This is a genomic window from Paenibacillus sp. FSL P4-0338 (assembly GCF_038002365.1).
Taxonomy (GTDB): Bacteria; Bacillota; Bacilli; order Paenibacillales; family Paenibacillaceae; genus Paenibacillus_AQ.
In genome coordinates this window covers 3,339,255-3,362,587 of record NZ_JBBOCG010000001.1, presented here as the reverse complement: position 1 = coordinate 3,362,587, position 23,333 = coordinate 3,339,255, and the positions used below count along the sequence as shown (strand labels likewise).

The 23,333-nt window shown below is 53.2% G+C and carries 25 protein-coding genes; 24 read left to right on the top strand and 1 reads right to left on the bottom strand.

Translation table 11 applies throughout. The features are described 5' to 3' along the window. Positions 1–40: 40 nt before the first annotated feature. The 12 genes from ftsZ (at position 41) to MKZ07_RS14800 (ending at position 9,191) form a co-directional block, all read left to right on the top strand. The gene (gene ftsZ / locus MKZ07_RS14855) at positions 41–1,159 is read left to right on the top strand and encodes a cell division protein FtsZ (protein ID WP_036690196.1); all 1,119 of its coding nucleotides are present in this window, start codon (positions 41–43) and stop codon (positions 1,157–1,159) included. A 122-nt stretch (positions 1,160–1,281) separates the two neighbouring features. Next, on the top strand, positions 1,282–2,133 hold the full coding sequence (locus MKZ07_RS14850; protein ID WP_036690194.1) for an Rpn family recombination-promoting nuclease/putative transposase: 852 nt from the start codon (positions 1,282–1,284) through the stop codon (positions 2,131–2,133). Positions 2,134–2,349: 216 nt separating this feature from the next. Then, positions 2,350–3,306: a sigma-E processing peptidase SpoIIGA gene (gene spoIIGA, locus MKZ07_RS14845; RefSeq protein WP_036690192.1), complete on the top strand. Its 957-nt coding sequence runs from the start codon at positions 2,350–2,352 to the stop codon at positions 3,304–3,306. A 19-nt stretch (positions 3,307–3,325) separates the two neighbouring features. Beyond that, the gene (gene sigE, locus MKZ07_RS14840) at positions 3,326–4,048 is read left to right on the top strand and encodes an RNA polymerase sporulation sigma factor SigE (protein ID WP_036690190.1); all 723 of its coding nucleotides are present in this window, start codon (positions 3,326–3,328) and stop codon (positions 4,046–4,048) included. Between the two features lie 78 nt (positions 4,049–4,126). Then, a complete protein-coding gene (gene sigG, locus MKZ07_RS14835; protein ID WP_036690188.1) occupies positions 4,127–4,909 on the top strand; it encodes an RNA polymerase sporulation sigma factor SigG in 783 nt (260 codons plus the stop codon). Between the two features lie 164 nt (positions 4,910–5,073). Continuing rightward, positions 5,074–5,418 carry a YlmC/YmxH family sporulation protein gene (locus MKZ07_RS14830; RefSeq protein ID WP_036690185.1) on the top strand — a complete coding sequence of 115 codons (345 nt, stop codon included), beginning with the start codon at positions 5,074–5,076 and terminating at the stop codon, positions 5,416–5,418. 90 nt (positions 5,419–5,508) lie between these two features. Then, positions 5,509–6,366 (top strand): peptidoglycan editing factor PgeF, encoded by an 858-nt coding sequence (pgeF, locus tag MKZ07_RS14825; RefSeq protein WP_036690184.1) that lies wholly within the window; start codon positions 5,509–5,511, stop codon positions 6,364–6,366. 4 nt (positions 6,367–6,370) lie between these two features. After that, positions 6,371–7,066 (top strand): YggS family pyridoxal phosphate-dependent enzyme, encoded by a 696-nt coding sequence (locus MKZ07_RS14820; protein WP_036690182.1) that lies wholly within the window; start codon positions 6,371–6,373, stop codon positions 7,064–7,066. Next, positions 7,066–7,509, top strand: coding sequence for a cell division protein SepF (locus MKZ07_RS14815; RefSeq protein WP_036690181.1), 444 nt, complete (start codon positions 7,066–7,068; stop codon positions 7,507–7,509). The genes MKZ07_RS14820 and MKZ07_RS14815 overlap by 1 nt, the downstream gene beginning before the upstream one ends. 7 nt (positions 7,510–7,516) lie before the next feature. After that, positions 7,517–7,786 (top strand): YggT family protein, encoded by a 270-nt coding sequence (locus MKZ07_RS14810; protein ID WP_036690179.1) that lies wholly within the window; start codon positions 7,517–7,519, stop codon positions 7,784–7,786. 5 nt (positions 7,787–7,791) lie between these two features. After that, on the top strand, positions 7,792–8,574 hold the full coding sequence (locus tag MKZ07_RS14805) for a YlmH family RNA-binding protein (protein WP_036690178.1): 783 nt from the start codon (positions 7,792–7,794) through the stop codon (positions 8,572–8,574). A gap of 131 nt (positions 8,575–8,705) precedes the next feature. Beyond that, complete coding sequence (locus MKZ07_RS14800; RefSeq protein WP_036690176.1) at positions 8,706–9,191, top strand: DivIVA domain-containing protein; 486 nt, start codon at positions 8,706–8,708, stop codon at positions 9,189–9,191. A gap of 93 nt (positions 9,192–9,284) precedes the next feature. Here MKZ07_RS14800 and MKZ07_RS14795 read toward each other — a convergent pair whose 3' ends face one another. Continuing rightward, positions 9,285–9,722 (bottom strand): hypothetical protein, encoded by a 438-nt coding sequence (locus tag MKZ07_RS14795; protein ID WP_036690174.1) that lies wholly within the window; start codon positions 9,720–9,722, stop codon positions 9,285–9,287. 113 nt (positions 9,723–9,835) lie between these two features. Between MKZ07_RS14795 and MKZ07_RS14790 the strand changes: the two genes are divergently transcribed. The 12 genes from MKZ07_RS14790 to pseI all read left to right on the top strand — a co-directional run bounded on the left by MKZ07_RS14790 (position 9,836) and on the right by pseI (position 22,642). After that, positions 9,836–10,810: a CgeB family protein gene (locus MKZ07_RS14790; protein WP_036690172.1), complete on the top strand. Its 975-nt coding sequence runs from the start codon at positions 9,836–9,838 to the stop codon at positions 10,808–10,810. A gap of 179 nt (positions 10,811–10,989) precedes the next feature. Continuing rightward, positions 10,990–11,766, top strand: a complete 777-nt coding sequence (locus tag MKZ07_RS14785; RefSeq protein ID WP_036690170.1) for a glycosyltransferase family 2 protein — start codon at positions 10,990–10,992, stop codon at positions 11,764–11,766. Positions 11,767–11,806: 40 nt separating this feature from the next. Then, positions 11,807–13,234 (top strand): CDP-glycerol glycerophosphotransferase family protein, encoded by a 1,428-nt coding sequence (locus MKZ07_RS14780; RefSeq protein ID WP_051493113.1) that lies wholly within the window; start codon positions 11,807–11,809, stop codon positions 13,232–13,234. 17 nt (positions 13,235–13,251) lie between these two features. Then, positions 13,252–14,256 (top strand): SDR family NAD(P)-dependent oxidoreductase, encoded by a 1,005-nt coding sequence (locus MKZ07_RS14775; RefSeq protein WP_036690342.1) that lies wholly within the window; start codon positions 13,252–13,254, stop codon positions 14,254–14,256. Positions 14,257–14,267: 11 nt separating this feature from the next. Next, the gene (locus MKZ07_RS14770; protein ID WP_036690169.1) at positions 14,268–15,233 is read left to right on the top strand and encodes a dTDP-glucose 4,6-dehydratase; all 966 of its coding nucleotides are present in this window, start codon (positions 14,268–14,270) and stop codon (positions 15,231–15,233) included. Further along, positions 15,230–16,426 (top strand): UDP-4-amino-4,6-dideoxy-N-acetyl-beta-L-altrosamine transaminase, encoded by a 1,197-nt coding sequence (gene pseC, locus MKZ07_RS14765; RefSeq protein WP_036690168.1) that lies wholly within the window; start codon positions 15,230–15,232, stop codon positions 16,424–16,426. The genes MKZ07_RS14770 and pseC overlap by 4 nt, the downstream gene beginning before the upstream one ends. A 23-nt stretch (positions 16,427–16,449) precedes the next feature. Continuing rightward, complete coding sequence (locus MKZ07_RS14760; RefSeq protein WP_341026355.1) at positions 16,450–18,219, top strand: N-acetylneuraminate synthase family protein; 1,770 nt, start codon at positions 16,450–16,452, stop codon at positions 18,217–18,219. Positions 18,220–18,236: 17 nt separating this feature from the next. Next, on the top strand, positions 18,237–19,154 hold the full coding sequence (locus MKZ07_RS14755) for an aldo/keto reductase (protein WP_036690166.1): 918 nt from the start codon (positions 18,237–18,239) through the stop codon (positions 19,152–19,154). A 4-nt stretch (positions 19,155–19,158) separates the two neighbouring features. Then, a complete protein-coding gene (locus MKZ07_RS14750; protein WP_036690165.1) occupies positions 19,159–19,956 on the top strand; it encodes an SDR family oxidoreductase in 798 nt (265 codons plus the stop codon). A 17-nt stretch (positions 19,957–19,973) separates the two neighbouring features. Further along, positions 19,974–21,062 (top strand): UDP-2,4-diacetamido-2,4,6-trideoxy-beta-L-altropyranose hydrolase, encoded by a 1,089-nt coding sequence (gene pseG / locus MKZ07_RS14745; protein WP_341026353.1) that lies wholly within the window; start codon positions 19,974–19,976, stop codon positions 21,060–21,062. Next, the gene (gene pseH / locus MKZ07_RS14740; protein ID WP_341026350.1) at positions 21,040–21,612 is read left to right on the top strand and encodes a UDP-4-amino-4,6-dideoxy-N-acetyl-beta-L-altrosamine N-acetyltransferase; all 573 of its coding nucleotides are present in this window, start codon (positions 21,040–21,042) and stop codon (positions 21,610–21,612) included. The genes pseG and pseH overlap by 23 nt, the downstream gene beginning before the upstream one ends. After that, entirely contained in the window at positions 21,590–22,642 is a 1,053-nt protein-coding gene (gene pseI / locus MKZ07_RS14735; protein WP_341026349.1) for a pseudaminic acid synthase, read from the top strand. Before pseH ends, pseI begins: the two co-directional genes overlap by 23 nt. The last annotated feature ends 691 nt before the right edge of the window (positions 22,643–23,333 follow it).

Genomic DNA, 23,333 nt, shown 5'->3' with positions numbered 1-23,333 from the left:
TGGCCATCCAAGCACTACTCGAGGGGGAGATGGAAACAATATGTTGGAATTTGATTTTGAAATGGAGAGCTTGGCGCAAATAAAAGTCATCGGCGTCGGCGGTGGCGGAAGCAACGCTGTGAACCGGATGATTGAAAATGGCGTTCAGGGTGTTGAGTTCATCACGGTTAATACAGACGCCCAAGCGCTGCATATGGCCAAATCGGAGCATAAATTACAAATCGGGGATAAATTGACCCGCGGACTTGGCGCAGGAGCGAATCCTGAGGTTGGCAAGAAGGCGGCAGAGGAATCCCGCGATCTGATCTCGAATACGCTGAAGGGCGCGGACATGGTCTTCGTTACCGCAGGTATGGGCGGCGGTACCGGAACAGGCGCAGCGCCTGTCATTGCCGAAATCGCTAGAGAATGCGGAGCATTGACGGTAGGCGTCGTGACCCGCCCGTTCACTTTTGAAGGCAGAAAACGTGCCAACCAGGCAGAGCTTGGAATCGAAGCGCTCAAGGAAAAGGTTGATACGCTGATTGTGATTCCAAATGACCGCCTCCTAGAAATTGTGGATAAGAAAACTCCAATGCTGGAAGCGTTCCGTGAAGCGGACAATGTACTCCGGCAGGCGGTACAAGGCATCTCCGACCTTATTCAGGTTCCCGGACTGATCAACCTTGACTTTGCTGATGTGAAGACGATTATGACGGAGCGCGGTTCAGCGCTTATGGGCATCGGGATTGCCACCGGTGAGAACCGGGCGTCTGAGGCGGCCCGCAAAGCGATTATGAGCCCGCTGCTTGAAACCTCCATCGAAGGTGCACGCGGTGTCATTATGAACATTACAGGCGGCTCTAACCTCTCCCTGTACGAAGTGAATGAAGCTGCAGAGATTGTTACTTCGGCTTCGGACCCTGAAGTGAATATGATCTTCGGTGCCATTATCGAAGAGAGTATGAAGGACGAGATCAAGGTTACTGTTATTGCGACCGGCTTTGAACACAAGCCTTCTCCAATAGCTCCTGTACGCCGTCCCGCGGCAAACAGCGAACCGGCTGCTGATAATAAGAGCAAGAGTGAGAATCTTCGTCCGTTCGGGAATCAGACAAGCTCTGATCAGCTGGATATTCCAACCTTCCTGCGCAACCGGACACGCGGCAATAATGATTAAGATTAAGAGCCATTAATAGCATAGACTGTTACGGAAGCACCGTATCACGCAGCTTTGAACTGCGGGGTATGGTGTTTTTTTGCTTTTCAGGCTGTATAATTACGTTAACGGGAGACGATACCATGGAAATGCTGGACCCCCGGGTGGATTTTGTATTTAAGCGGATTTTTGCAAGCGAGGGCAACAAGGATGTACTGCTCGCTTTTCTGAATCAGATATTCTTGGATGCGGGCGATCTTCCCCTGGAGGAAGTGGTGCTGCTCAATCCTTATACGGATAAGGATGATCCGCTGGATAAGCAGGCGATATTTGATATATGGGCCAAGACGGTGGACGGCAAGCTGATTAACATTGAGATGCAGCTGTTCAACAAATATGATATTGAGAAACGCACGCTGTATTATTGGAGCAAGCGTTATGCCGGGCAGCTTCAAGTCAGCGGGAAATATACCGAGCTTAAGAAATGCGTGACGATTAACATTCTGAATTACAAGGTGCTCCCTAATGAACATACACATAGTGTATTTCATTTGCGGGAGGACAGCAGCGGAGCGCCGCTGACAGATGATATAGAGATTCATTTCCTGGAGCTGCCCAAGCTGAACCAGCCGGTTACGCCCGGCGAGGGCGGCCTTGTGAACTGGCTGTTGTTCCTGAAAGGCATTGACTACTCTGAATGGGAGGTGCTGCAAATGAATGAGCCAGCCTTGAAGAAGGCGATGGAGACGCTGGAATTTCTGAGCCAGGATTCGGAGGCCCGCCGCAAATATGAGGACCGCCAGAAATTTCTGATGGACGAAGCCTCGCAGCGGGATGGTGCGCTTAGAGAAGGCTTCGCTAAGGGAACTGCGGCGGGTGAACTGGAGGCCAAGCGGGTAATAGCAAAGAATCTCCTGTCGATGGGAATGGATCGTGCTTCAGTGCAGAAAGCAACCGGACTCTCCGAAGAAGAGCTGAAATCTATCAATAACTAAATACGTTTCTCATGAAGCCAGCCGCTTAGGGCTGGCTTTTGTGTTGTGCACTGAAGTTCCTCTCAATGCCCATAAGTCGACAAAAAAACTGCAAGAACGCCCCCCATGTTTAGACAGACTTTGGATACAGGAGTTTCTATACTAATCTTATCGTCTAAAAAGAGAGCCTGCACCGAGGCCTCCGGATAGATATCCGCTTGCAGGCAGGTGAGAGCGATGGTTGTCTATATTGACTTGATTTTTGCCGCCAATCTGCTGATCGACGGAGTCCTGCTGTGGCTGACAAGCTGGCTGGTTAAGCACAAGGTATCCTGGTGGCGGCTGACTCTCTCAGCGCTGGCGGGTGCACTCTATGTCGTCATGATGTTCGTACCGGAGCTGTCCTTTCTGTATACCTTTCTCATCAAATTCGGGTTATCGGTTTTGATGATCTGGATAGCCTTTGGATTTAGAAGTCTGCAAAGCTATCTTCGGGCATTTGGGGCGTTTTATATCATTAATTTTGCGGCGGCGGGAGGGATCATAGGCGTTCATTATCTGCTGCAAAGCTCTGGTGACCTCTGGAAGGGCATGATCTTCACCTCATCGGGAGGCCAAGCTTACCGGCTGAAGATCGGGTTCTGGTTCGTGCTTGCCCTGCTTCCGCTGGTGCTGTTGCTCTTCAAGCTGATCCAATCCTCCCGCCGGCACAGAGAACAACTGGATTCCTATATTGGGGAAGTGACGGTGGAGATCGACGGAGTGTCGGTTACCTGCCCCGGACTGCTGGATACCGGGAACCGGCTCAGCGATCCGCTGACGAGGATTCCGGTCATGGTGATGGAAGCCTCGCTGTGGGAGGGCCATTTGCCGGCTTCCTGGAAAGGAAGGCTGACCCAGACGGGTGCAGATACACTTGTACTGGAAACGGACGGGCAGTCGTTCGCCTGGCAGGACAGGATACGGCTGGTGCCGTACAGAGGCGTCAATCGCGGGGCATCCTTCATGCTCGCGCTGAAGCCGGATAAGGTGAGTATAGAACTTGGCGGTGATACCTTTTGCAGCACAAGGGTACTCATCGGGCTGGATGGCGGGACACTGTCGGGAGACGGCGCGTACCGGGCGGTCATACATCCTGACCTGACCCACAAAGAGAGTGCTCCAGAAGCGCCGGCTGACAAGGTGATGGGCTAAGTAACCTATAGGAGGAACAATAATGGTCAAATTCAAGCTTGTGCTGCAACTGCAGTATTACCGCATGCTGTTTCTGCTCGGTCTGAAGAGCCAGGAGATTTATTATATCGGGGGAAGTGAAGCGCTGCCGCCGCCGTTGACACGCGAGGAGGAGGAATTCCTGCTCCAGCGGCTCTCCAGCGGGGATGCAGCAGTCCGGGCTATGCTGATTGAGCGCAACCTGCGGCTGGTGGTCTACATCGCCCGGAAATTCGAGAACACCGGCATTAACATCGAGGATCTGGTATCCATTGGCGCGATCGGACTGATTAAGGCGGTCAACACCTTTGATCCGGAGAAAAAAATCAAACTCGCCACCTACGCCTCACGCTGCATCGAGAATGAAATTCTGATGTATCTGCGGCGTAACAGCAAGACCAGAAGCGAGGTTTCTTTTGATGAACCGCTGAATATTGATTGGGACGGCAACGAGCTGCTGCTCTCGGATGTGCTGGGCACGGAGAACGATACGATCTACCGGAACATTGAGGAGCAGGTCGACCGCAAGCTGCTGCAGAAGGCGCTGGAGAAGCTCAGCGAGCGGGAACGGCTGATTATGGAGCTGCGGTTCGGGCTGCGGGGCGGCGAGGAAAAAACGCAAAAGGATGTAGCTGATCTGCTGGGCATCTCCCAATCTTATATTTCGCGCCTGGAAAAAAGAATTATCAAGCGGCTGCGCAAGGAGTTCAACAAGATGGTGTAAGTGATAAACGCTGAGGAATAAAATGCCGGGCCGGGGAGATAATGTACAGTAATGTTTCTCCTTGGGAGGTTAATCATCATGACCCGAAATAAAGTCGAGATTTGCGGTGTGGACACCGCCAAGCTGCCTGTTCTCACGAACGTGGAAATGCGGGCATTGTTCACTTCGCTGCAGCAGCAGGGCGAGCGATCCGCCAGAGAGAAATTGGTAAATGGCAACCTCAGGCTTGTGCTAAGCGTGATTCAAAGGTTCAATAATCGTGGAGAGTTCGTGGATGATTTGTTTCAGGTAGGCTGCATCGGACTCATGAAAGCCATCGATAATTTCGATTTATCGCAGAATGTCAAGTTCTCCACCTATGCGGTGCCGATGATCATCGGAGAGATCCGCCGCTACTTGCGCGACAACAACCCGATCCGGGTATCCCGCTCCCTGCGCGACATTGCCTATAAGGCGCTGCAGGTGCGTGACAGCCTGACGAACCAGAATTCGCGGGAGCCGACGATCTTCGAAATATCCGAAGCGCTCGGTGTTCCGAAGGAGGATGTTGTCTTCGCCCTTGATGCGATCCAGGACCCGGTCTCTCTGTTCGAGCCGATCTATCATGACGGCGGGGACCCGATCTATGTGATGGATCAGATCAGTGACGACAAGAACAAGGATGTCTCCTGGATTGAGGAGATTGCGCTGCGGGAGGCCATGCAGCGGCTGGGGCAGCGTGAGAAACGCATTTTGTCGATGCGCTTCTTCGAAGGTAAGACCCAGATGGAGGTCGCCGACGAGATTGGCATCTCCCAGGCTCAGGTCTCACGGCTTGAGAAATCAGCAATCCAGCAAATGCAAAAGCATGTAAAGTCCTGACCACAGTCTATAAATGAGCGGAGGATATTCCGGATGGCGGCAACTAGCGGCTAGCCGGGATATCCTTTTATATGTCCGGGGCACAGAGGATCTGGAATCAGTCATGCGGCCAAGCCTTAAGGACATATACTGAGCTATAGGTCTGAATGTACAGGGGTGGCAGGATGATTGAGGAAACGTCAGCTTCGGGTAAAAAGATGAAAATCTCCGATTTTCAAACCAAAGATGTAATCAATATTGTCGACGGTAAACGGCTGGGCCAGATCAGCGATCTGGAGCTGGATTTGCGTAGAGGCGTCATTGACGCTGTGATTGTCCCGGGCTATACCAGATTCATGGGGTTGTTCGGCGGCGGTGCCGATCTGGTGATTCCATGGCGGAATATCGTGAAGATCGGTGCGGATGTCGTGCTCGTGAAGCTGGAGGAGCCCCGCATACCGCAGGGACAGGAAGACCGCGAGATGATGTACCTGGAACGGCCGGACCGCAGTGAACGGCGCACTTATTAATGAGGTGCGTCTTTTTTCTGCGGATATGGGTAAAGTCATAGGAGAATGTTTTCGGGGCTGAGTGTGGTACACTTAAGCGGAGGTGAAGAGATGGAACCGTTTATGCAAAATGGCACAGCGAGCATGCTGCTGCATCTGGAGCCGTGGCGTGAGCCGTATAGGAGCATTACTGCAGGCTTCACCGGCAGAGCAGGCGGCAGCGGCAAAGAACCGTATGACAGCTTCAATTGTGCTTTTCATGTAGGCGATGATCCGGCGGATGTGCTGGCTAACCGCAGCCTGCTGGCTGCGAGTCTGGGCTTCCGGCTTGCCGATTGGACCTGCGGGGAACAGACCCATGGCAAAGAGATCGCTGTCATTACAGAACAGGATCGCGGCCGGGGCAGCCTGGACCGGGCCTCTGCCTTTCAAGCCACTGACGGGCTGCTGACGAATGTGCCCGGGGTGCTGTTGACTTCTTTTTACGCTGATTGTGTGCCGCTGTTCTTCCATGATCCACTGAACCAGGTGGTGGGGCTGGCGCATGCAGGCTGGAAGGGGACCGTGGCGGAAATCGCGGCCGCGATGGTGGAGCGCATGGGACAGACGTACGGGAGCCGTCCTGAGGACATACAGGCTGCTATAGGGCCTTCCATCGGAGACTGCTGCTATGAGGTGGATGATTATGTAATGGACCCTGTCCGGCGCCTGGAGGCCAGGCTGAACCTGCCGGCTGTGGCGGAAGGCGCGCGGGCTGTATATAGACCATCGGAGACAGACAGCAGCAAAATGATGCTGAACTTGAAAGAATTGAATCAACGCATTATGATAAAAGCAGGAATATTGCCGACTCATATCGAATGTACAACTTGGTGTACAAGCTGTAACAGTGATCTGTTCTTTTCGTACCGGAAGGAAAACGGGGTCACTGGGAGAATGACGAGCTGGATCGGAATAAAGGAGAGTTGAAATTTTGGCCTCGCTACAAGAAAGAATAGCCACTACCCGGGAACGTGTCGCACGGGCCTGCGCGGCCAGCGGCCGGGATGCCAGTGAAGTCAAGCTGATTGCGGTAACGAAATACGTATCGCTGAATACGGTTGCCGCTGTGCTGGAGGCAGGTCTTGAGGAGATCGCCGAGAGCCGCTGGCAGGATGCGGAGCCGAAATGGAATGCGCTTGGGCATAAGGGAATATGGCACTTTATCGGGCATCTGCAGACGAATAAGGTGAAGGACGTTATCGGTAAATTTCAATATATTCACTCTCTGGACCGGCTGTCGCTGGCCAGGGAGCTGCATAAGAAGGCGGAAGCTGCGGGACTTGTTGTGAAGGTGTTCCTGCAGGTGAATATTTCAGGCGAGGATACCAAGTTCGGCCTGGCGCCGGAAGCGGTGGAGGACTTCCTGCGGGAGATCGCTCCGCTTGACCGGGTGAAGGTCATCGGCCTGATGACGATGGCCCCTCACGAAGAAGACCCCGAGGCGACCCGGCCGGTATTCCGCGGACTCCGTGAGCTGCGTGACCGCTTGAATCTGTTGGGTTTGACACCTGAGCCAATACAAGAGCTGTCGATGGGCATGTCGAATGACTTTGAAGTGGCGATACAGGAAGGAGCCACCCGGGTACGCCTGGGAACGGTATTAGTAGGTCATGAGGAGGGAGAATGATGGGCGTGATGAACCGATTTATGAGTTTCTTGGGTTTGCAGGAGGAAGAGGAGATTGTGGAACGGGAGCAAATCTCCCGTGATGAGGATGAATACGAACCCGCCCCTGTAGAAACACGCAAGAATCAGAGGGCCAACGTCGTCAGCATTCATTCCCAAAAAAATGTGAAGGTTGTGCTCTACGAGCCGCGCTCGTATGACGAGGCGCAGGAGATTGCCGACCATCTGCGTTCACACCGCACGGTAGTAATTAACCTGCAGCGGGTGCGCAATGACCAGGCGATGCGGATCATCGATTTTCTCAGCGGAACTGTTTATGCTCTGGGTGGAGGAATATCCAAAATTGGGGGCAATATATTTATGTGCACACCGGACACCGTGGAGATTCAAGGCTCCATTACCGAGATCCTGGGTGACGAGCAAGATTACAACAGAATGAGGTGAGCAGGTTTTGAACGAAGTATCTTCAATTATATACATCCTATTCCAGATTTACTATTACATGATTCTCGTATACATTCTAATGTCCTGGCTGCCAAATCTGCGTGAGAACTTTATCGGCGAGCTGCTGGGCAAGCTGGTGGAGCCGTATCTGGCACCGTTCCGGAGGATTATCCCTCCGCTGTTTGGAACGCTGGATATTTCCCCGATTGTCGCGATTATCATGCTGCGTTTTGCCGCAGTCGGGCTTCAGTCTATCGTAACCTCGGTCTTCGGCTGAGTCCCATGAAGAATGAAATCTACGGGCATTTCCACCCGGACGAGCGGCCATTTGTGGACAAGGCCTGGGAGTGGGTCACGAATGCCGGGGAGTATCATGAGACGAAGCTGACCGAATTTCTGGACCCCCGTCAGAGCTATATTCTGCAGAGTCTGGTGAACCGCCACCCTGATGTGATTGTGCGCTGGGAGGGCGGTTCTTCGGATGCCGAGCGGAAGCGCGGGCTGGTGGCTCCGGATTATCGTGACCTCACGGATGAGGATATGGAATTAAGCGTGCTGGCGATCACCTCAGGCGAACAGAAATTTCTCTCGCTGGAGCATGGGGATTATATGGGAGCAATCCTGGGACTTGGCATCAAAAGAGGCAAGATCGGTGATATTCATGTGCTGGAAGACGGCTGTCACGTAGTGGTGGCTGCTGATATCGCAGATTACCTGTCCATTCATTTGACCGGTGTACACCGGATTAACGTCAGTACGGAGATCTTGCCGTTATCCGGGCTGCGCAGCAGTGAGGTCAAGCTGGAGGCGATGGAGTTCACAGTGGCATCCCTCCGGCTTGACGGGATTGCAGCGGATGTGACGCGGCTGAGCCGGAGCAAGATTCTGGCCCCGATCAAGGCCGGGCGCGTCCGCGTGAACTGGAAGGTCGAGGAAGATCCGTCCTGTTCGCTGAAGGACGGGGACATGGTCTCGATCCAGGGCTTCGGACGGTTCAAGGTGCTGGAGATCGGCAGCTTGACGAAGAAGGGCCGTTACCGGATTTTGGTAGGCAAATTTGTCTGAAGTCTTTGCAGGATTACAGCTGTGCTTGTCGAAATTGATAATCTCAGGGAAATATGGACATTTAGCAGGCCGTGCGCCGGTAATTGTCTTTCATCTATAATCTTCACCGAAATTTCTAGGAGGTGCACAGCATGCCATTAACACCGCTCGACATACATAACAAGGAATTCTCCCGGAGAATCCGCGGTTATGACGAAGATGAGGTCAATGAATTTCTGGATCAGGTGATTAAGGATTACGAGAGCGTGATCCGCGAGAATAAGGAACTGCACAACCAGCTGTTAACCCTTCAGGAACGCCTGGATCATTTCGTCAATATTGAAGAGAGTCTGTCCAAGACCATTCTTGTAGCCCAGGAGGCTGCAGATGATGTGAAGAACAACTCCAAGAAGGAATCCCAGCTGATCCTCAAGGAAGCGGAGAAGAATGCGGACCGGATTATCAACGAAGCGTTGTCCAAATCCCGCAAGGTGGCGATCGAGACCGAGGAGCTGCGCAAGCAGGCTTCGATCTATCGTACCCGGTTCCGGACGCTGCTGGAAGCCCAGCTGGAGCTGCTGTCCCAGGATGACTGGAATGCGCTGGAGAGCCGTGAGGTTAGCGAGAACGCGCTCTGAGCCTAAGATGACGGTTAGCTTGTACCCTAATACACAAAAACTCCTTAGCAGTAGGTCAATCAAGACCTCTGCCAAGGAGTTTTTTTGTGCATTTTAAGCGGGAACGATAACTTTGCCTGTAATGTGGATGGGGCCCCTAAGGTTAATTTCGCCTTGAAGATCTTCCACATTGGAGGCAAAGATCTGAAATGCATAATAACCTTCGGGAAAATCGGTAAGGATCGTCTGAAACATGGTTGTCATTCGAATCGGATCTCCATCCGCCGGGATAGCAGCTTGTTCGGCACTGCCTACGAGAATTCCATTCACAAGCAATTCCAGCAGGAGGGTGGGTTGAACGGGCGGTGTGGCAAAGACGTTAACAGCCTCCCAGCCAACAGTTGTAGCAAGCTCAACGAAATTGCTTGGAGCAGGAGGAACAGGCATACCGAATTCCAAGATCAGGTGGGGTGTTCCATCGATTGGAATCGGAGGTCCAAAGGATAGATTGGTGCTGACACTCCGCGCAAATTCTACTAGGGTATGCGACATTTTTTCACCTCCATATTATGGCATAGTTCCATCCTATGTTTTGAGTGAATATTATGTTAGAGACAACATCCTATGGACTTTGAAAAATATCGGTAATTATGGTGGTGATAGCTATGAATATCCTATTGATAACATCAGGCTTCCAGGGCGTCTATTCTTTCTTCGAGCAGCGTATCGCAGAGGCTTTACAGAAAGCGGGGCATCATTGCAAAGCTTTGCAGCCTGGCAGTGTGTTGAATGAAATAAAGCTTAACCAGCATTTTTGGCAGCCGGAGCTGATTCTGCTTATGGCCGGTGTGAAGGTTCCAGAGCCTGTGCTGGAGTACATCAGACAATCCGGGGTGAAGTCGGCGGTGTGGATGACAGAGGACCCCTATTACATGGATTGGACGGCTCCGCTGATTGCTTATTTTGATTATATTTTCACGATTGACCAGGCTGCAATGGAGCATTATCGGGCGCTGGGTCATCCCCGGGTCTATCATCTGCCGCTGGGTACAGACCCTGATCTGTTTCACCCCGCAGCCGTATCCGATGAGTATAGAAGTGATATCTGCTTAGTAGGCGTGCCTTACAGTAACCGGATTGAGCTTATAGAAGCCTTACTTGCAGGCACAGCCTATCGCATCCAGCTGGTGGGGCGGGGGTGGGGCCGGCACTATCATGAATGGAAGCAGGGCGCTAACCGCAATGTGGAGCTGGTGAATGCCTGGGTCCAGCCGGAGACGGCTGCCAAGTTTTACAACGGGGCGAAGATTGTGCTGAATATTCACCGCCCTTCCGCTGAGAAGTACAACCGTAACCGGGCAGGGATTATCGCCACAAGCATCAACAACCGTACCTTTGATGCAGCCAGCTGTGAAGCGTTTCAGCTTACCGATTATAAAAGCGGGCTCCGCCATCAGTTTGACGAGGGCACTCAGGTGGTTTCTTATCAGGATAAGCATGATTTGCTGCAAAAGATCCATTACTACATGGCGCATGACGAGGAGCGCAAGTGGATTGCTGAAGCAGCAAGACAGCAGGTGCTGGCAGCCCATACCTTTGAGCACCGGCTGCATGATTTGTTGATGAACGTGCAAGCTTAATAGACGGATTCACCGGACCTGATAGACGCTCCGCAGTTAATCTGCCGGGCGTTTATTCAGGTTTGCCCATAGACTAAGTCCGCTATTTTGTCCTCCATTTGAAAATTTAGTCTTCTAACCTATAACGTTTCGAAGAAGGATACATATGATAGCAAGTAAACAGCGGGGGAGGTATTCGATTGCCAAAGGTTACGATCATTATGACCAGCTACAATAAGGCCGCATATGTCGCAAAGTCCATTGAATCCATTCTGAATCAGACGCTTACAGACTTTGAATTCTACTTAATGGATGATAACTCGAATGAAGAAACTCTGAAAGTGATTGAGCCCTATCTCAAGGATAAGAGAATCAAATTCTTCAGAAGTGATACGGAAACCCTGGAGCAGAGAGTAGCGAAGGTCAGATATTCCGCGCTGATCAATCAAGCCCTCGCTCAAGCACAGGGGGAGTATATTTCCTATGCTACCGATGATAACCGTTACAGAAATACTAGACTTGAGCAGATGGTGAACTATCTGGAGGAGAATCCCGAAGTCATGATTGCCTACTCTGCGTCGCTGGTCAACTACTTGAACGAACAGGATGAAGTAACCCGCAGCCAGCTAAGACCAGCCAAAAAAGTCGTTTCGGTGGCCCCTTGCGTCATCGATCATTGCTCCATCCTGCACAGAAGCTCCATTCTTCCGGTCATTCATGACAAGTTCGGGTCTTACTGGGATGAGAATCCGGAGTTCTATCGAATAGGTGACGGCCGGTTCTTCTGGCGGCTGAACCAGTTCTGGGACTTCTACCCGGTGGATGAGATTCTGGATGATAACTATATCACCGAGCTGTCCATTCACTATCAATTACAGCATCAGGAGAAGAGCCAGTTCATTCAGATGCTTCCCCCGCAGCGAACCTGCAAGGAGCTGAGAGAAGAACTGAAATGTATCCGGCAGCACAAGAAATAAGGCCTCTGTATAGAAAGGCACCACGAGGAGGGAAAACGGATTGTCCATCTATCTGTCCAATTACTGGTCGCTCTATAGTGAATTTATCCATACTGCGCAGGAGCTGAAGTACAGGAATATCCCTCTGGCCCTGATGACGAACTTCTATCAACAAATCAACGATGAGCTTAGGAGCGAAATGGGGAGCAGCGATTTTAAGCTGAAGCTGGAGCATTCCGGTATTCATGAGCAGCACCAGATTCAGCCTTTCTTTGACAATAGGGTTGCGCCGCTCTATCAGCCTGTGAAGTCCAATCTGAAGGGCAAAATACTGATTAATCTGGACTATATCAGAATGTCGGAGCAAACGATCAGCGAGCATTTCAGCGGAGATTCAGCCATGATTCTGTCCCGCTCCAGAGCCACCGAGCTCTATGGAATCCCGAATGTATACAGCCTGGGCTACAAGCGAGACACCAAGGCAGAGGCAGAAGAGCTGGTCCGGCGCGCTGCTGACCTTTTCGCGAAGGCCGAAGGACATCCTGCGTTCAGCAATGAATTTTTTACCCAGACCTTCCTGAGCCGGATTCCTTCCATTGTAGATACCATTGAAATGGTATTTAATCTCTACAATGACTTGCCGGTAGCCTCTGTAATGGTAGGTACGACAGAAGATGTAGCCAGCCGAGCGCTTGCCGTCGTTGCAGGGATCAAGGGAATTCCCAGTGTATGTCTGCAGCACGGAATTCTGATGGGAGAGGAAGCCTTCATTCCTGTATTCTCCAGCCATATCGCAATCTACGGGCAATATGAACATGATTGGTACGTGCGCAGAGGGCTGGAAGCCGGGCGGATCGTGATTACCGGCCATGCCCGTTACGATGATATCTTTACTTCGAAGATTACGTCTACAGAGTCTTTTAGAGAAACCTACCAGCTTGATCCTCATAAAATCACCTTACTAATCGCTACAGGACCGACGCTGGATGAATCCAAGATCCGCACCCTGCTCACCCAATTGGCCTCACATCCGCAGTTTCAGCTGATCATCAAGCCCCATCCCTGGGAGCTGTCCAAGAAGCTGATTTCGCTGTATACCGGGTACGAAGAAGAATATAGCAATGTTCATGTGGTTACCGACCGCAAGGCAGACACCCGTGAGCTGATTATGAAATCGGACGCTGTGGTCGCCACCCTCTCTACGGTTGCCCTTGAAGGCCTTTTATTCGGCAAGCCTGTATTTGTCTACAAATTCATTCAGGCTAACCGTGAATATGATTACTATGATGCCCTTGACCGCTATATTCAAAAAGAACCCTCTGACTTAACCAGTATCATCGCCCGCTATTATTCCAGCAGCAATATAGAGAAATTAAACTACAAGACTGTAAAAGAGAAATTCTTGCAGCAAGCCTATCAGATTCCTGACTCCGGCAAAGCGCTTGCGGATCTCATGGACCGCCTGATCCATGGAAGCGGGAATCGATGAAGCGGGAGGTGGAGAGCATGTTCTTCCGGAATAAAAGCATTCTGATCATCGGCGGTACCGGCACCATCGGGAAAAGTATTGCGAAGCTCCTTCTGAAGCAGGAGCCAGAGATCATCCGGATTCTCAGCAGAGACGAGTATAAGCAGTTCGAGCTGCAGGATGAGCTACATGGGAACGCAAGAATTAGCTACCTGATCGGCGATGTCCGGGATTATGACCGTGTGCTGGCTGCCATGGAGGGAATAGATTATGTGTTCCATACAGCTGCTATGAAGCATGTATCCTTCTGTGAATATAACCCGTTCGAGGCTGTACTTACGAATATTATCGGCACTTATAACGTGATTCAGGCAGCGAAGCAGCAGAAGGTAGGTAAGGTCGTTTTTACAAGTACAGATAAGGCCATTTCGCCGACCAACAACTACGGGGCCACCAAGCTGTCTGCTGAGAAGCTGATTTCCTCTGCCGTCACCTCGGGCGGATCCGGCCAAACGGTGTTCTGCACCGTACGGTTCGGGAATGTGATGGGCTCCAGAGGGTCTGTCATTCCCTTGTTCGTGAAGCAGGCGAGAGAAGGCAGGGCGATCACCGTAACAGATCTGTCCATGACAAGGTTCATGATGACGCTGGAGCAGGCGACCCGGCTGACCGTTCAGTCCCTGCAGCTGGCGAAGGGTGGTGAGACTTTTATTCTGAAGATGCCGGTGATCAGGCTGAAGGATCTGGCTGAGGTTGTAGCCGAGGAGGTGCCGAAGAAATTCGGGGTGCGCCCGTCAACGGTGAAGATCCTGGAGATCGGCCTGAAGCCAGGCGAGAAGAGATATGAAGAACTGATGACCCACGAGGAATCCTTAAGTGCTTATGAATTAAAGGATGTATATATTGTCCCTTCCCCCTATGCTGCACCGCAGTCCTACCGGGAAGCAAGCAGGCCGAAGCCGGGCACTTACAGCTCCGAAGGAGAGATTCCGCTGACCAAGGAGCAGGTTAAGAAGCTGGCATCGGAACAAAATCTAATCTAGTGGAGGCTACTATGAATATACTCGTAACCGGAGGCGCCGGCTTCATCGGCAGATGGGTGGTCGGACGTTTGTTAAAGGATGGACAAAGGGTATGGGTCATCGATAATCTGGTGAATTCATCGCTGGATAATCTGAAGGAGTATGAAGATCACGAGCATTTGCAGAAGGTACAGGTCATGGACCTCAAGGACAGAGAAGCTCTGAAGGAGCTTTTCCGGGAGAATTCCTTCGACCTGTGCTACCATCTGGCGGCAAGCATTAATGTGCAAGACAGCATTGATGATCCTGAGACCACGTTCAATAATGATACGCTGGCCACCTTCTATCTTCTTGAGGAATGCCGCAAGCAGCAGGTGAAGATGGTCTTCATGAGTACCTGCATGGTCTACGCCCGGGCGGCGGATGAACAGGGAATTGACGAGCAATCCCCTATCAAACCAGCCTCTCCCTATGCAGGGGCCAAGATTGCTGCGGAGAACATGGTGCTATCCTATTTCTATGCCTATGATCTGCCAGTGGTGGTCGTAAGGCCGTTTAACACGTATGGTCCCTATCAGAAAACCGGAGGCGAAGGCGGTGTCGTGGCGATCTTCATTCACAGCAAATTAGAAGGCCAGCCGCTTAATATCTATGGGGACGGCACCCAGTCACGGGATCTATTATATGTCTTGGACTGTGCAGATTTCGTAGTGGAGGCGGGCTACAGCGACAAGCTGCACGGAGAAATTGTCAATGCAGGCACGGGTGAGGATATCACCGTCAATCAATTGGCCGAGCTGATTGCAGACGGGCAGGCACCGGTCCAGCATGTTCCCCATATTCACCCGCAGAGTGAGATCCAGAAGCTGTTATGCAATTACAACAAGGCAGAGAAGCAATTGTCCTGGACACCTAAGGTTACCATCCAAGAGGGCATCCGGCAGACAGAGCAATGGATTCTGGAGACCTTTCACCGAAAGGAGCCGAACCAATCATGAGTAAGAGCAAACTGGCCATTGACGGCGGGAAGCCTGTACGTGCCCACTACTTGCCGTATGGGAGACAGATGATCGATGACGAGGATATTGAGTCCGTGGTCAAGGTGCTGCAAAGTGATTATTTGACCAGCGGCCCGGCCATTGAGCAATTCGAAGCAGAGATCGCAGCGTTTACCGGGGCCCGATATGCGGTGGCCTTCTCCAGCGGAACTGCGGCCCTGCACGGGGCCTGTTATGCCGCCGGGATCGGCGAAGGGGATGAGGTGATTACGACGCCCATGACGTTTGCCGCTACTGCGAACTGTGTGCTGTATCAGGGGGGCGTACCGGTATTTGCCGATATCGATCCGCGGACATATAATCTTGATCCGCAGCGGATTAGGGAGAGAATTACGGCCAGAACAAAAGCCATTATTCCCGTCCACTTCACGGGTCAGCCGGCAGAGCTTGATGAGATCCTGCAGATTGCCAGGGAGCATAATCTGATCGTGATTGAGGATGCCGCCCATGCGCTGGGTGCGAGATATAAGGATAGAAGCATTGGGGCTATCGGGGACATGACTATGTTCAGCTTCCATCCTGTAAAGCATATAACAACGGGAGAAGGCGGAATGATTACGACCAATAACCCGTTATATTATGAGAAGCTGCTGCAGTTCCGCACCCACGGCATCACCAGGGATGAGCGCAAGTTAAGGGAGAACCACGGGCCCTGGTATTATGAGATGCAATTCCTCGGGTACAACTACCGGATCACAGACATACAGACCTCACTCGGCATTTCCCAGCTGCGCAGAATCGGGGGCTTCATCGAGAAGCGCAAACAGCTTGCCGCCTTGTATCTGCAGGAGCTGGGCGCGACCAAGGAGCTTATTCTGCCGCATCAGCTTCCAGAGGCGGAGTCAAGCTGGCATCTGTTCATTGTCAGACTTCAGCTCGCAAGGCTGAAGGCCACCCGCAAGACGGTCTTTCAGGCGCTGCAAAAGGAGAACATCGGCGTAAACGTCCACTACATCCCCGCCTATCTGCATCCGTACTACGAAAGTCTGGGGTTCCGCAAGGGAATCTGTCCGGTCGCTGAAAGCTGCTACGAGGAATTCATTACACTCCCGCTATATGCGGGCATGGAACCTGAAGATGTGCTGGATGTGGTCGCCGCGGTCAAGAAGGTGATCTGCCACTACTCCAAGTAAAAATAGAGAAGGGAGTGATTATTGTGGCCAAAGTGAAGGTGATTGCTGAAATTGCCAATGCCCATTGGGGCGACCCCGGCCGGCTGCGGGAGCTGATCCTTGCAGCCGCACGCAGCGGCGCTGACGGGGTGAAATTTCAATGGTTCCATTACGACAGCCTGGCGGTGCCGGATTTCATCCATTATCAGACGTATATCGATTTGTTCATCGGCAAGCAGCAATGGGCGGAGGCTGTCCAGCTTGCCAAGGCTGAGGGACTGGAGGTCTGGGTAGACCTCTATGATGAATGGGGCGCTCAGCTACTCGCGGAGCTTGAATCGCAGATAGACGGCTTGAAATTACCCACAACCGTACTCCAGTCGATCCCCTTGACTCTAGCCCTGCACAGGTTCAATAAGCCCTTACTCATCGGCGTAAGCGGCTGGCTGGAGGAAGAGATGGATTCCCAATTATCCTACATTCGGAGCCATTTCAAAGGTCCAATCGTGCTGATGCACGGCTTCCAGGGCTATCCGACCCGGACAGAGGATTCTAACCTGAGCCGCATCGCCCATATCAAGCAGACCTATCAGCTGGAGGTGGGCTTCGCGGATCATGAGGATGCTGATCATGAAATGGCGGTCGATCTTCCGGTCTATGCCTATCTGCTGGGGGCTAGTGTCATTGAGAAGCACATTACCCTGAACCGTGCGGAGAAAGGCATTGACTATTATTCCGCGCTTGAGCCGGAGGAATTCGGGCGGATGGTGGAGAAGCTGCGCCGGGCAGAGTGTGTACAGGGCAGTCTCGAAATTAAGGAATCGGAAAGAAGGTATCTGGAGGATTCCTCTCTGAGGATCGTCTCCCGCAGAGAGCTGCGCCCGGGTGAAATGATCACGCCTGAGAACATATGCTATAAACGTTCCTCTATGCCGGATGCCCTCATGGCAAGCAATGCTTCCCTACCATTTCCTATGATTGCCACCTCAGTCATTCCTGCGAACACACCCCTCACGCCCGGGAAGGTAAAAGCACCCAAAATCTGCATTGCTGTCATCTGCAGATTGAAATCCACCCGGCTCCGCCGCAAGGCGCTGCGCGAGATTCACGGTATTGCCGCCATCGAAAGATGCCTGATGAATTGTCTGGCTGTGCCGGGCGGCTATGAGGTAATGCTGGCCACCTCGGATCTGCCGGACGACCAGCTGCTTACGGCGTTCACCCTGAACGGTCTGGTGAAGGTGGTCACCGGCGATCCGGACAATGTGGCTGCAAGAATGCTGAGCGTGGCAGAAGCGGCCCAGGCGGATATCGTAGTCCGGGTGACCGGCGACAATCCGGCGGTCTCCCCGGAGATGCTTAAGCTTCTGATCGACCGGCATCTGGCAAGCGGTGCCGACTTCACCTACGCCAAGGAGTCGACCATAGGGACGGTGGGGGATGTTTTTACCGTTGAAGCGCTGAGCAGGCTGCTGCACTATTCCAATCCGCTTACGCATGCGGAGTATCTGTCCTTTTACTTTTTCAACAATCCGCATCTCTTCAAGATCAATGCTGTGGACCTTCCTGCGGAGTGGGTGCATCCCAAGTGGCGGTTAACCATGGATGAAATTCAGGATCTGGAGCTGTTCGAGTCGGTCTACCAGGCACTGAATGTGGGGGCAAGACCGCTATTCTTCGAGGAATTGAAGGCATTCCTGCAGGAACACCCTGAGGTGGCTGAGCACAACCGGGGTATTCAGGTGAAATGGCGGGATGATACGGAGCTGGTTAAGGAGCTGAATGCAGCAACCACCCTGAACAAGAAATTATAACGTTAGCGAGGCATCGGATGATGATAAATAAAGCGAGCCTTGTGCTGGGGACGGCCCAGCTGGGCGGAAATTACGGGATTGCGAATGCAGCTGCGAACCCCTCTGTTCAACAGAGGAACGAACTGCTCCAATATGCCCTCTCTTCAGGGATCGGTTATTTGGATACCGCGCCGGGATACGGGGACAGCGAGTCTATCATCGGAGATTGCCTGGAGCACACTGAGCCGCAGAGCCGGCCGCAGATTGTGACGAAGCTCCCTTCCGTCCAGCGGTTGCGGCTGCACACGGAGGAAGCGCGGAGAAGGTTCGTCATCTCTTCCGTGCATGCTTCCCTGGACCGGCTGAAGTGTTCTGCGCTGGATATCTGTCTCTTGCATGATCCGCTGGATATGATATACCAGGGCGGCGAAATTCTGCGAGTGCTTCAGGAACTGAAGCGGCAGCACACGATCCGCAGAATCGGCGTATCCGTGTATGATGCGGAGAATATTGCGAACTTTATGCGCGTGGAGGGGCTGGACAGTATTCAAATTCCGCTGAATGTCCTGGACCAGAGATGGCTCGCGAATGGAATGCTGGAGCGGCTCGCCCGGAAGGGAACAGAAATCTTCGTCCGCAGTGTCTATCTGCAGGGCCTGCTGCTGATGGCACCGGAGCAGCTTCCGGCGGGGCTGAAGCAAGCGGAGCAGCCGTTGTTACGATTAATCAGATACAGCAAGGAAACCGGGATACCGGTTAAAGAGCTGTGCTTCCTCTATGTGAGGGATCTTCCGGGGGTAACCGGGCTGGTGATTGGCTGCGAGACGGCGGAGCAGGTGCAGGAGAATCTGCGGATGATGGCATTGCCCCCACTAAGCCCGGCGGTGAGACAGACGCTTGGTGAATCCTTTACGGATATTCCTGTAGAGATCATTGACCCCAGGAGGTGGAAGTAACCGGATGCGTACTCTTCAGGAATTATTTAATCTGCAAGGCAAGGCAGCGGTTGTGACCGGAGGGGCTGGTTATCTGGGCAGAGCCATAGCGGAGGGGCTGGCTGAGGCTGGTGCGGCAGTCTATCTGGTAAGCTCAAGCGGGCAGCGCTGCAAGGAGACCGCTGAAGCAATCGCCCGCACCACTGGAGCAGCCTGCTTCGGCAAGGCTATGGATATCCGGCAGGAAGCCTCTGTCAGACAATGTATTCAGAGCATCGCTGAATCGGCCGGAAGCATTGATATCCTGGTGAATAATGCCGCGTTCAGCTCAGCGGCCAGCTTGGCCGCCATGAGTGAAGAGCAGTGGCTGACAGGGCTGGACGGGACGATCAATGGAACCTTCAGATGTGTCAAGGCCGTCCTTCCCTATATGGTTAAGCAAAAGGGGGGCTCCATCATTAACGTCTCCTCGATGTACGGGCTGGTCTCACCTAACCCGGAGGTCTACGGAGACAGCGGGATGAATAATCCCGCCAATTACGGGGCTGGTAAAGCGGCGATTGGCCAGTTTACCCGCTACATTGCCTGCCACTTCGGGCCACAAGGAATCCGAGCGAATACCGTATCGCCGGGGCCTTTTCCTAATGCAGCGGTTCAAGCTGCCGATCCCCAGTTCATCCGCCAGCTGGAAAGGAAGAATCCGCTGAGCAGAATCGGCACCCCAGAAGATTTGAAGGGAGTGATGGTGTTCCTCGCTTCCGCTGCCTCAAGCTATGTTACAGGTGAGAATATCTCTGTCGACGGAGGCTGGACTGCATGGTAAGCACAGCAGCTAATCCAATGAATATATGGATTCGGGCCGATTCCTCGTATTCTATGGGCACGGGCCATATCATGCGCTGCCTGACACTTGCAGGCGGGCTTGCCGCCAGAGGCGGGCAGATCACGTTCGTTTGCCGCGAGCTGCCGGGGAATCTGGCCGACTATATCAGGGCCCAGGGCTATGCGGTGGAGCAGCTGCCGCCGCCGGATGATCCGTCGTACGCCGCATTCTGGCTTCAGGTGGATTGGCGGACCGATGCCATGGAGACGGTGCAGCGGCTGGAGGGGGCTGCTCTTGCAGATTGCCTCATTATCGACCATTACGGGATTGATAAGCGGTGGGAGATATGGGTACAGGGGAAAGTGAAGAAGATAGTAGCCATCGACGATTTAGCGGACCGCCTGCATCAATGTGATCTGCTGCTGGACTCCAATCCATCCGCTGCCAGGGACCGTTACCAGGGGCTGCTTCCTGCTTACTGCACGAAATTGACAGGCACCTGCTATACGCTGCTGCGGCCGGAATTCCGTGCGGCTAAGCTGGGGCTGGCTGAACGGGACGGAAGCATAAACCGGGTTCTGGTGTTTTTTGGCGGCACCGATCCTACAGGGGAGACTCTCAAAACCTTGCAGGCCCTCCAACATCCCGCCTTCGGTAATCTGCAGCTGGATGTCGTAGTTGGCGGAATGAACCGCCGCAAAGAAGAGATTGCAGCGTTATGTAGCTCGATGCCGCAGGCCAGCTTCCATTGTCAGATCGATTACATGGCTGACTTAATGCAGAAGGCAGACCTCTCCATCGGAGCAGGCGGAAGTACGACCTGGGAGCGTTGTTACCTGGGCCTCCCTTCGCTGTGCATTATTACGGCGGATAATCAGCGGGAGATCACGGCCTTGGTTCATGCGCAGGGGGCTGCATTAAGCCTGGGGAAGAATAATGAGGTGACCGCTCAATCGATTGAGCAGGGGCTTAAGACTATGATGGCTGATCCGGCCAGGGTACAGGCCATGTCTGAGCAGGCGCTCCGCCTGATGGGCGAGGATAAATGGGATGAGGTCATAGACAGGATTATGGGAGGAGACTATGGCAGACCTACGGGACTATAGGCTTGAGAAGCTGAGCCAGGAGCATAGCCGGCTAATATGGGAATGGCGCAATGCCGATCACATCCGGCCCTATATGAATCATGACGGGATCATTCTACTTGAAGAGCATCTTAGCTGGATGCATGCCATAGCGGAGGATGCAAGCCGGGTGGTCCGGATCTGTTGCTATCTGGACACACCGGTGGGCTTCGTGCAGTTCTCGCAGATCGACAGGGTCCACAAGACCTGTGAATGGGGCTTTTATATAGGGGAGAGGAGCTGTCCTCCCGGCTCCGGCACCATGATGGGAATCTTGGCGCTGGAGCATATTTTCCGGGAGGAGCAGTTAAGTAAGGTGTGCGCGCAAATTCTTGATTTCAATCAGAGAAGCTTGTCCTATCACCGCAAACTAGGCTTCGTGGAGGAAGGCAGGCTAGGCAGGCAACGGATCAGAAATCATCAGCCTGTGGATGTGGTCTTGATGGCCCTGTTCCGGGAGCAATGGGAGAGCCGCAGGCTACGGCTGACAGAGGAGGCAACGACAGGCCATGAAGGAAATCAGGATCGGTAACCGTACCATCGGCAGCGGGCATCCGCCTTTTGTCATCGCAGAGATGTCCGGTAATCATAATAAGTCCCTGGACCGTGCGCTCGAAATCGTTAAGGCCGCAGCCCGGGCCGGCGCTCATGCGTTCAAAATCCAGACCTATACGCCGGACACCATGACGCTTAATCTACGAAATAAGGATTTCATGATTGGTGAATCGAATGGACTGTGGAAAGGGAGATCGCTGTATGAGCTGTATGCTGAAGCATATACGCCCTGGGAGTGGCATGAGCCTATCTTTGCTTCGTGCAGGGCGCTCGGGATGATTCCATTTAGCACCCCGTTCGATGAGTCCTCGCTAGAGTTCCTGGAGAGCCTCGGCGTCGACTGCTACAAGATTGCTTCCTTTGAAAATAATGATATTCCCTTATTGCGGAAGGTGGCCTCCAAAGGGAAACCAATGATTATTTCCACCGGGATGGCCTCGCTCGGCGATATTGAACAGGCTATCGGTACCATAACTGCGGCTGGCTGCCGGGAATATATACTGCTCAAATGCACCAGCAGCTACCCGGCTTCACCCGAGCATACCAATCTCAATACCATTCCGTATCTGCGTGACGTCTTCCGTGCTCAGGTCGGCTTGTCCGACCATACTCTGGGCGTAGGGGCAGCAGTAGCAAGCGTAGCTCTGGGCAGTACCGTAATCGAAAAGCATTTCACCCTGAACCGTGCGGAAGGCGGGGTGGATGCTGCCTTCTCTCTGGAGCCGGCAGAGTTTGCTTCCCTGGTCCGGGAGACAGATACGGCCTGGAGAGCACTCGGCGGCGTCTCCATCGGCCCCACCCCCGAAGAAGAGAAATCCCTGCAATTCAGACGGTCTGTCTATACCTCCAAGGACATCAAGGCCGGAGACCTGCTCACTGCGGATAACCTCAAAGTCATCCGTCCCGGCTACGGCCTCGCGCCAAAGTATTATGACTTGCTTCTCGGCAAACGCTTGAGAACCGATCTGCCCGCCGGCACTCCGCTGAGCTGGGACCTGCTGCTGTAATCCGCCTTGACAATTGGGGCGAAAACGTCTATAACTAGAACATATCTGTATCCATTGAATCTAAATTCGATGACGGGACAAGTACGATAAGGTAACGTTCTCCAGAGAGTCGGTGCTTGCTGCGAGCCGATCGTTCACGCCTTACCCGAAGATCCTCCCCTAGAAGCTAAGCTGAAGCGTGTATACGTGTGTAGGCTCCGCCGTCTGCCGGACGTTATCCCGGACCCGCAAGGTTGTCTATTGCCTGCGGACTGAGATTGTACTGAATCCACACCCCTTAGGATGTGCGTGCAGTGCAAATTAGGGTGGTATCGCGAGCGTCGTCTCGCCCCTTTGGGGGCGGGGCGGCGTTTATTTGTGTGGTGGGCATCCCCCTAAATCGGCTTAGATCCCCCTAAATCCCCCTTCCAAGGGGGACCCCAAGGGCTGGCCGCCCTCTGGACACCCGCAGGCAAGTGCATCGAGGTTGGGCGGGCGTCCGCGGAAGGGGAAAAATTTGTTCGGCGTAGGACCGGCCCTTCTTAGGCTGCCCTATCGGGTACGCCTGCGGGGCCTCAACAGCGCTAAAGGCAGGGCGTAACCCGTCCAGTGCTGCCCTCCGGGATCGCGGGCCGGGTGGCCCAAGAGCTAACGGCAAGCCCCCCGTCCAGTGCTGCCCTCCGGGATCGCGGGCCGGGAGGCCAAGAACGAA

Coding starts and splice junctions, on each gene's coding strand:
- ftsZ (WP_036690196.1), top strand. CDS start 41: ATGTTGGAATTTGATTTTGAAATGGAGAGCTTGGCGCAAATAAAAGTC.
- MKZ07_RS14850 (WP_036690194.1), top strand. CDS start 1,282: ATGGAAATGCTGGACCCCCGGGTGGATTTTGTATTTAAGCGGATTTTT.
- spoIIGA (WP_036690192.1), top strand. CDS start 2,350: ATGGTTGTCTATATTGACTTGATTTTTGCCGCCAATCTGCTGATCGAC.
- sigG (WP_036690188.1), top strand. CDS start 4,127: ATGACCCGAAATAAAGTCGAGATTTGCGGTGTGGACACCGCCAAGCTG.
- MKZ07_RS14830 (WP_036690185.1), top strand. CDS start 5,074: ATGATTGAGGAAACGTCAGCTTCGGGTAAAAAGATGAAAATCTCCGAT.
- pgeF (WP_036690184.1), top strand. CDS start 5,509: ATGGAACCGTTTATGCAAAATGGCACAGCGAGCATGCTGCTGCATCTG.
- MKZ07_RS14815 (WP_036690181.1), top strand. CDS start 7,066: ATGGGCGTGATGAACCGATTTATGAGTTTCTTGGGTTTGCAGGAGGAA.
- MKZ07_RS14805 (WP_036690178.1), top strand. CDS start 7,792: ATGAAGAATGAAATCTACGGGCATTTCCACCCGGACGAGCGGCCATTT.
- MKZ07_RS14800 (WP_036690176.1), top strand. CDS start 8,706: ATGCCATTAACACCGCTCGACATACATAACAAGGAATTCTCCCGGAGA.
- MKZ07_RS14795 (WP_036690174.1), bottom strand. CDS start 9,722: ATGTCGCATACCCTAGTAGAATTTGCGCGGAGTGTCAGCACCAATCTA.
- MKZ07_RS14790 (WP_036690172.1), top strand. CDS start 9,836: ATGAATATCCTATTGATAACATCAGGCTTCCAGGGCGTCTATTCTTTC.
- MKZ07_RS14775 (WP_036690342.1), top strand. CDS start 13,252: ATGTTCTTCCGGAATAAAAGCATTCTGATCATCGGCGGTACCGGCACC.
- MKZ07_RS14770 (WP_036690169.1), top strand. CDS start 14,268: ATGAATATACTCGTAACCGGAGGCGCCGGCTTCATCGGCAGATGGGTG.
- pseC (WP_036690168.1), top strand. CDS start 15,230: ATGAGTAAGAGCAAACTGGCCATTGACGGCGGGAAGCCTGTACGTGCC.
- MKZ07_RS14755 (WP_036690166.1), top strand. CDS start 18,237: ATGATGATAAATAAAGCGAGCCTTGTGCTGGGGACGGCCCAGCTGGGC.
- MKZ07_RS14750 (WP_036690165.1), top strand. CDS start 19,159: ATGCGTACTCTTCAGGAATTATTTAATCTGCAAGGCAAGGCAGCGGTT.
- pseG (WP_341026353.1), top strand. CDS start 19,974: ATGAATATATGGATTCGGGCCGATTCCTCGTATTCTATGGGCACGGGC.
- pseH (WP_341026350.1), top strand. CDS start 21,040: ATGGCAGACCTACGGGACTATAGGCTTGAGAAGCTGAGCCAGGAGCAT.
- pseI (WP_341026349.1), top strand. CDS start 21,590: ATGAAGGAAATCAGGATCGGTAACCGTACCATCGGCAGCGGGCATCCG.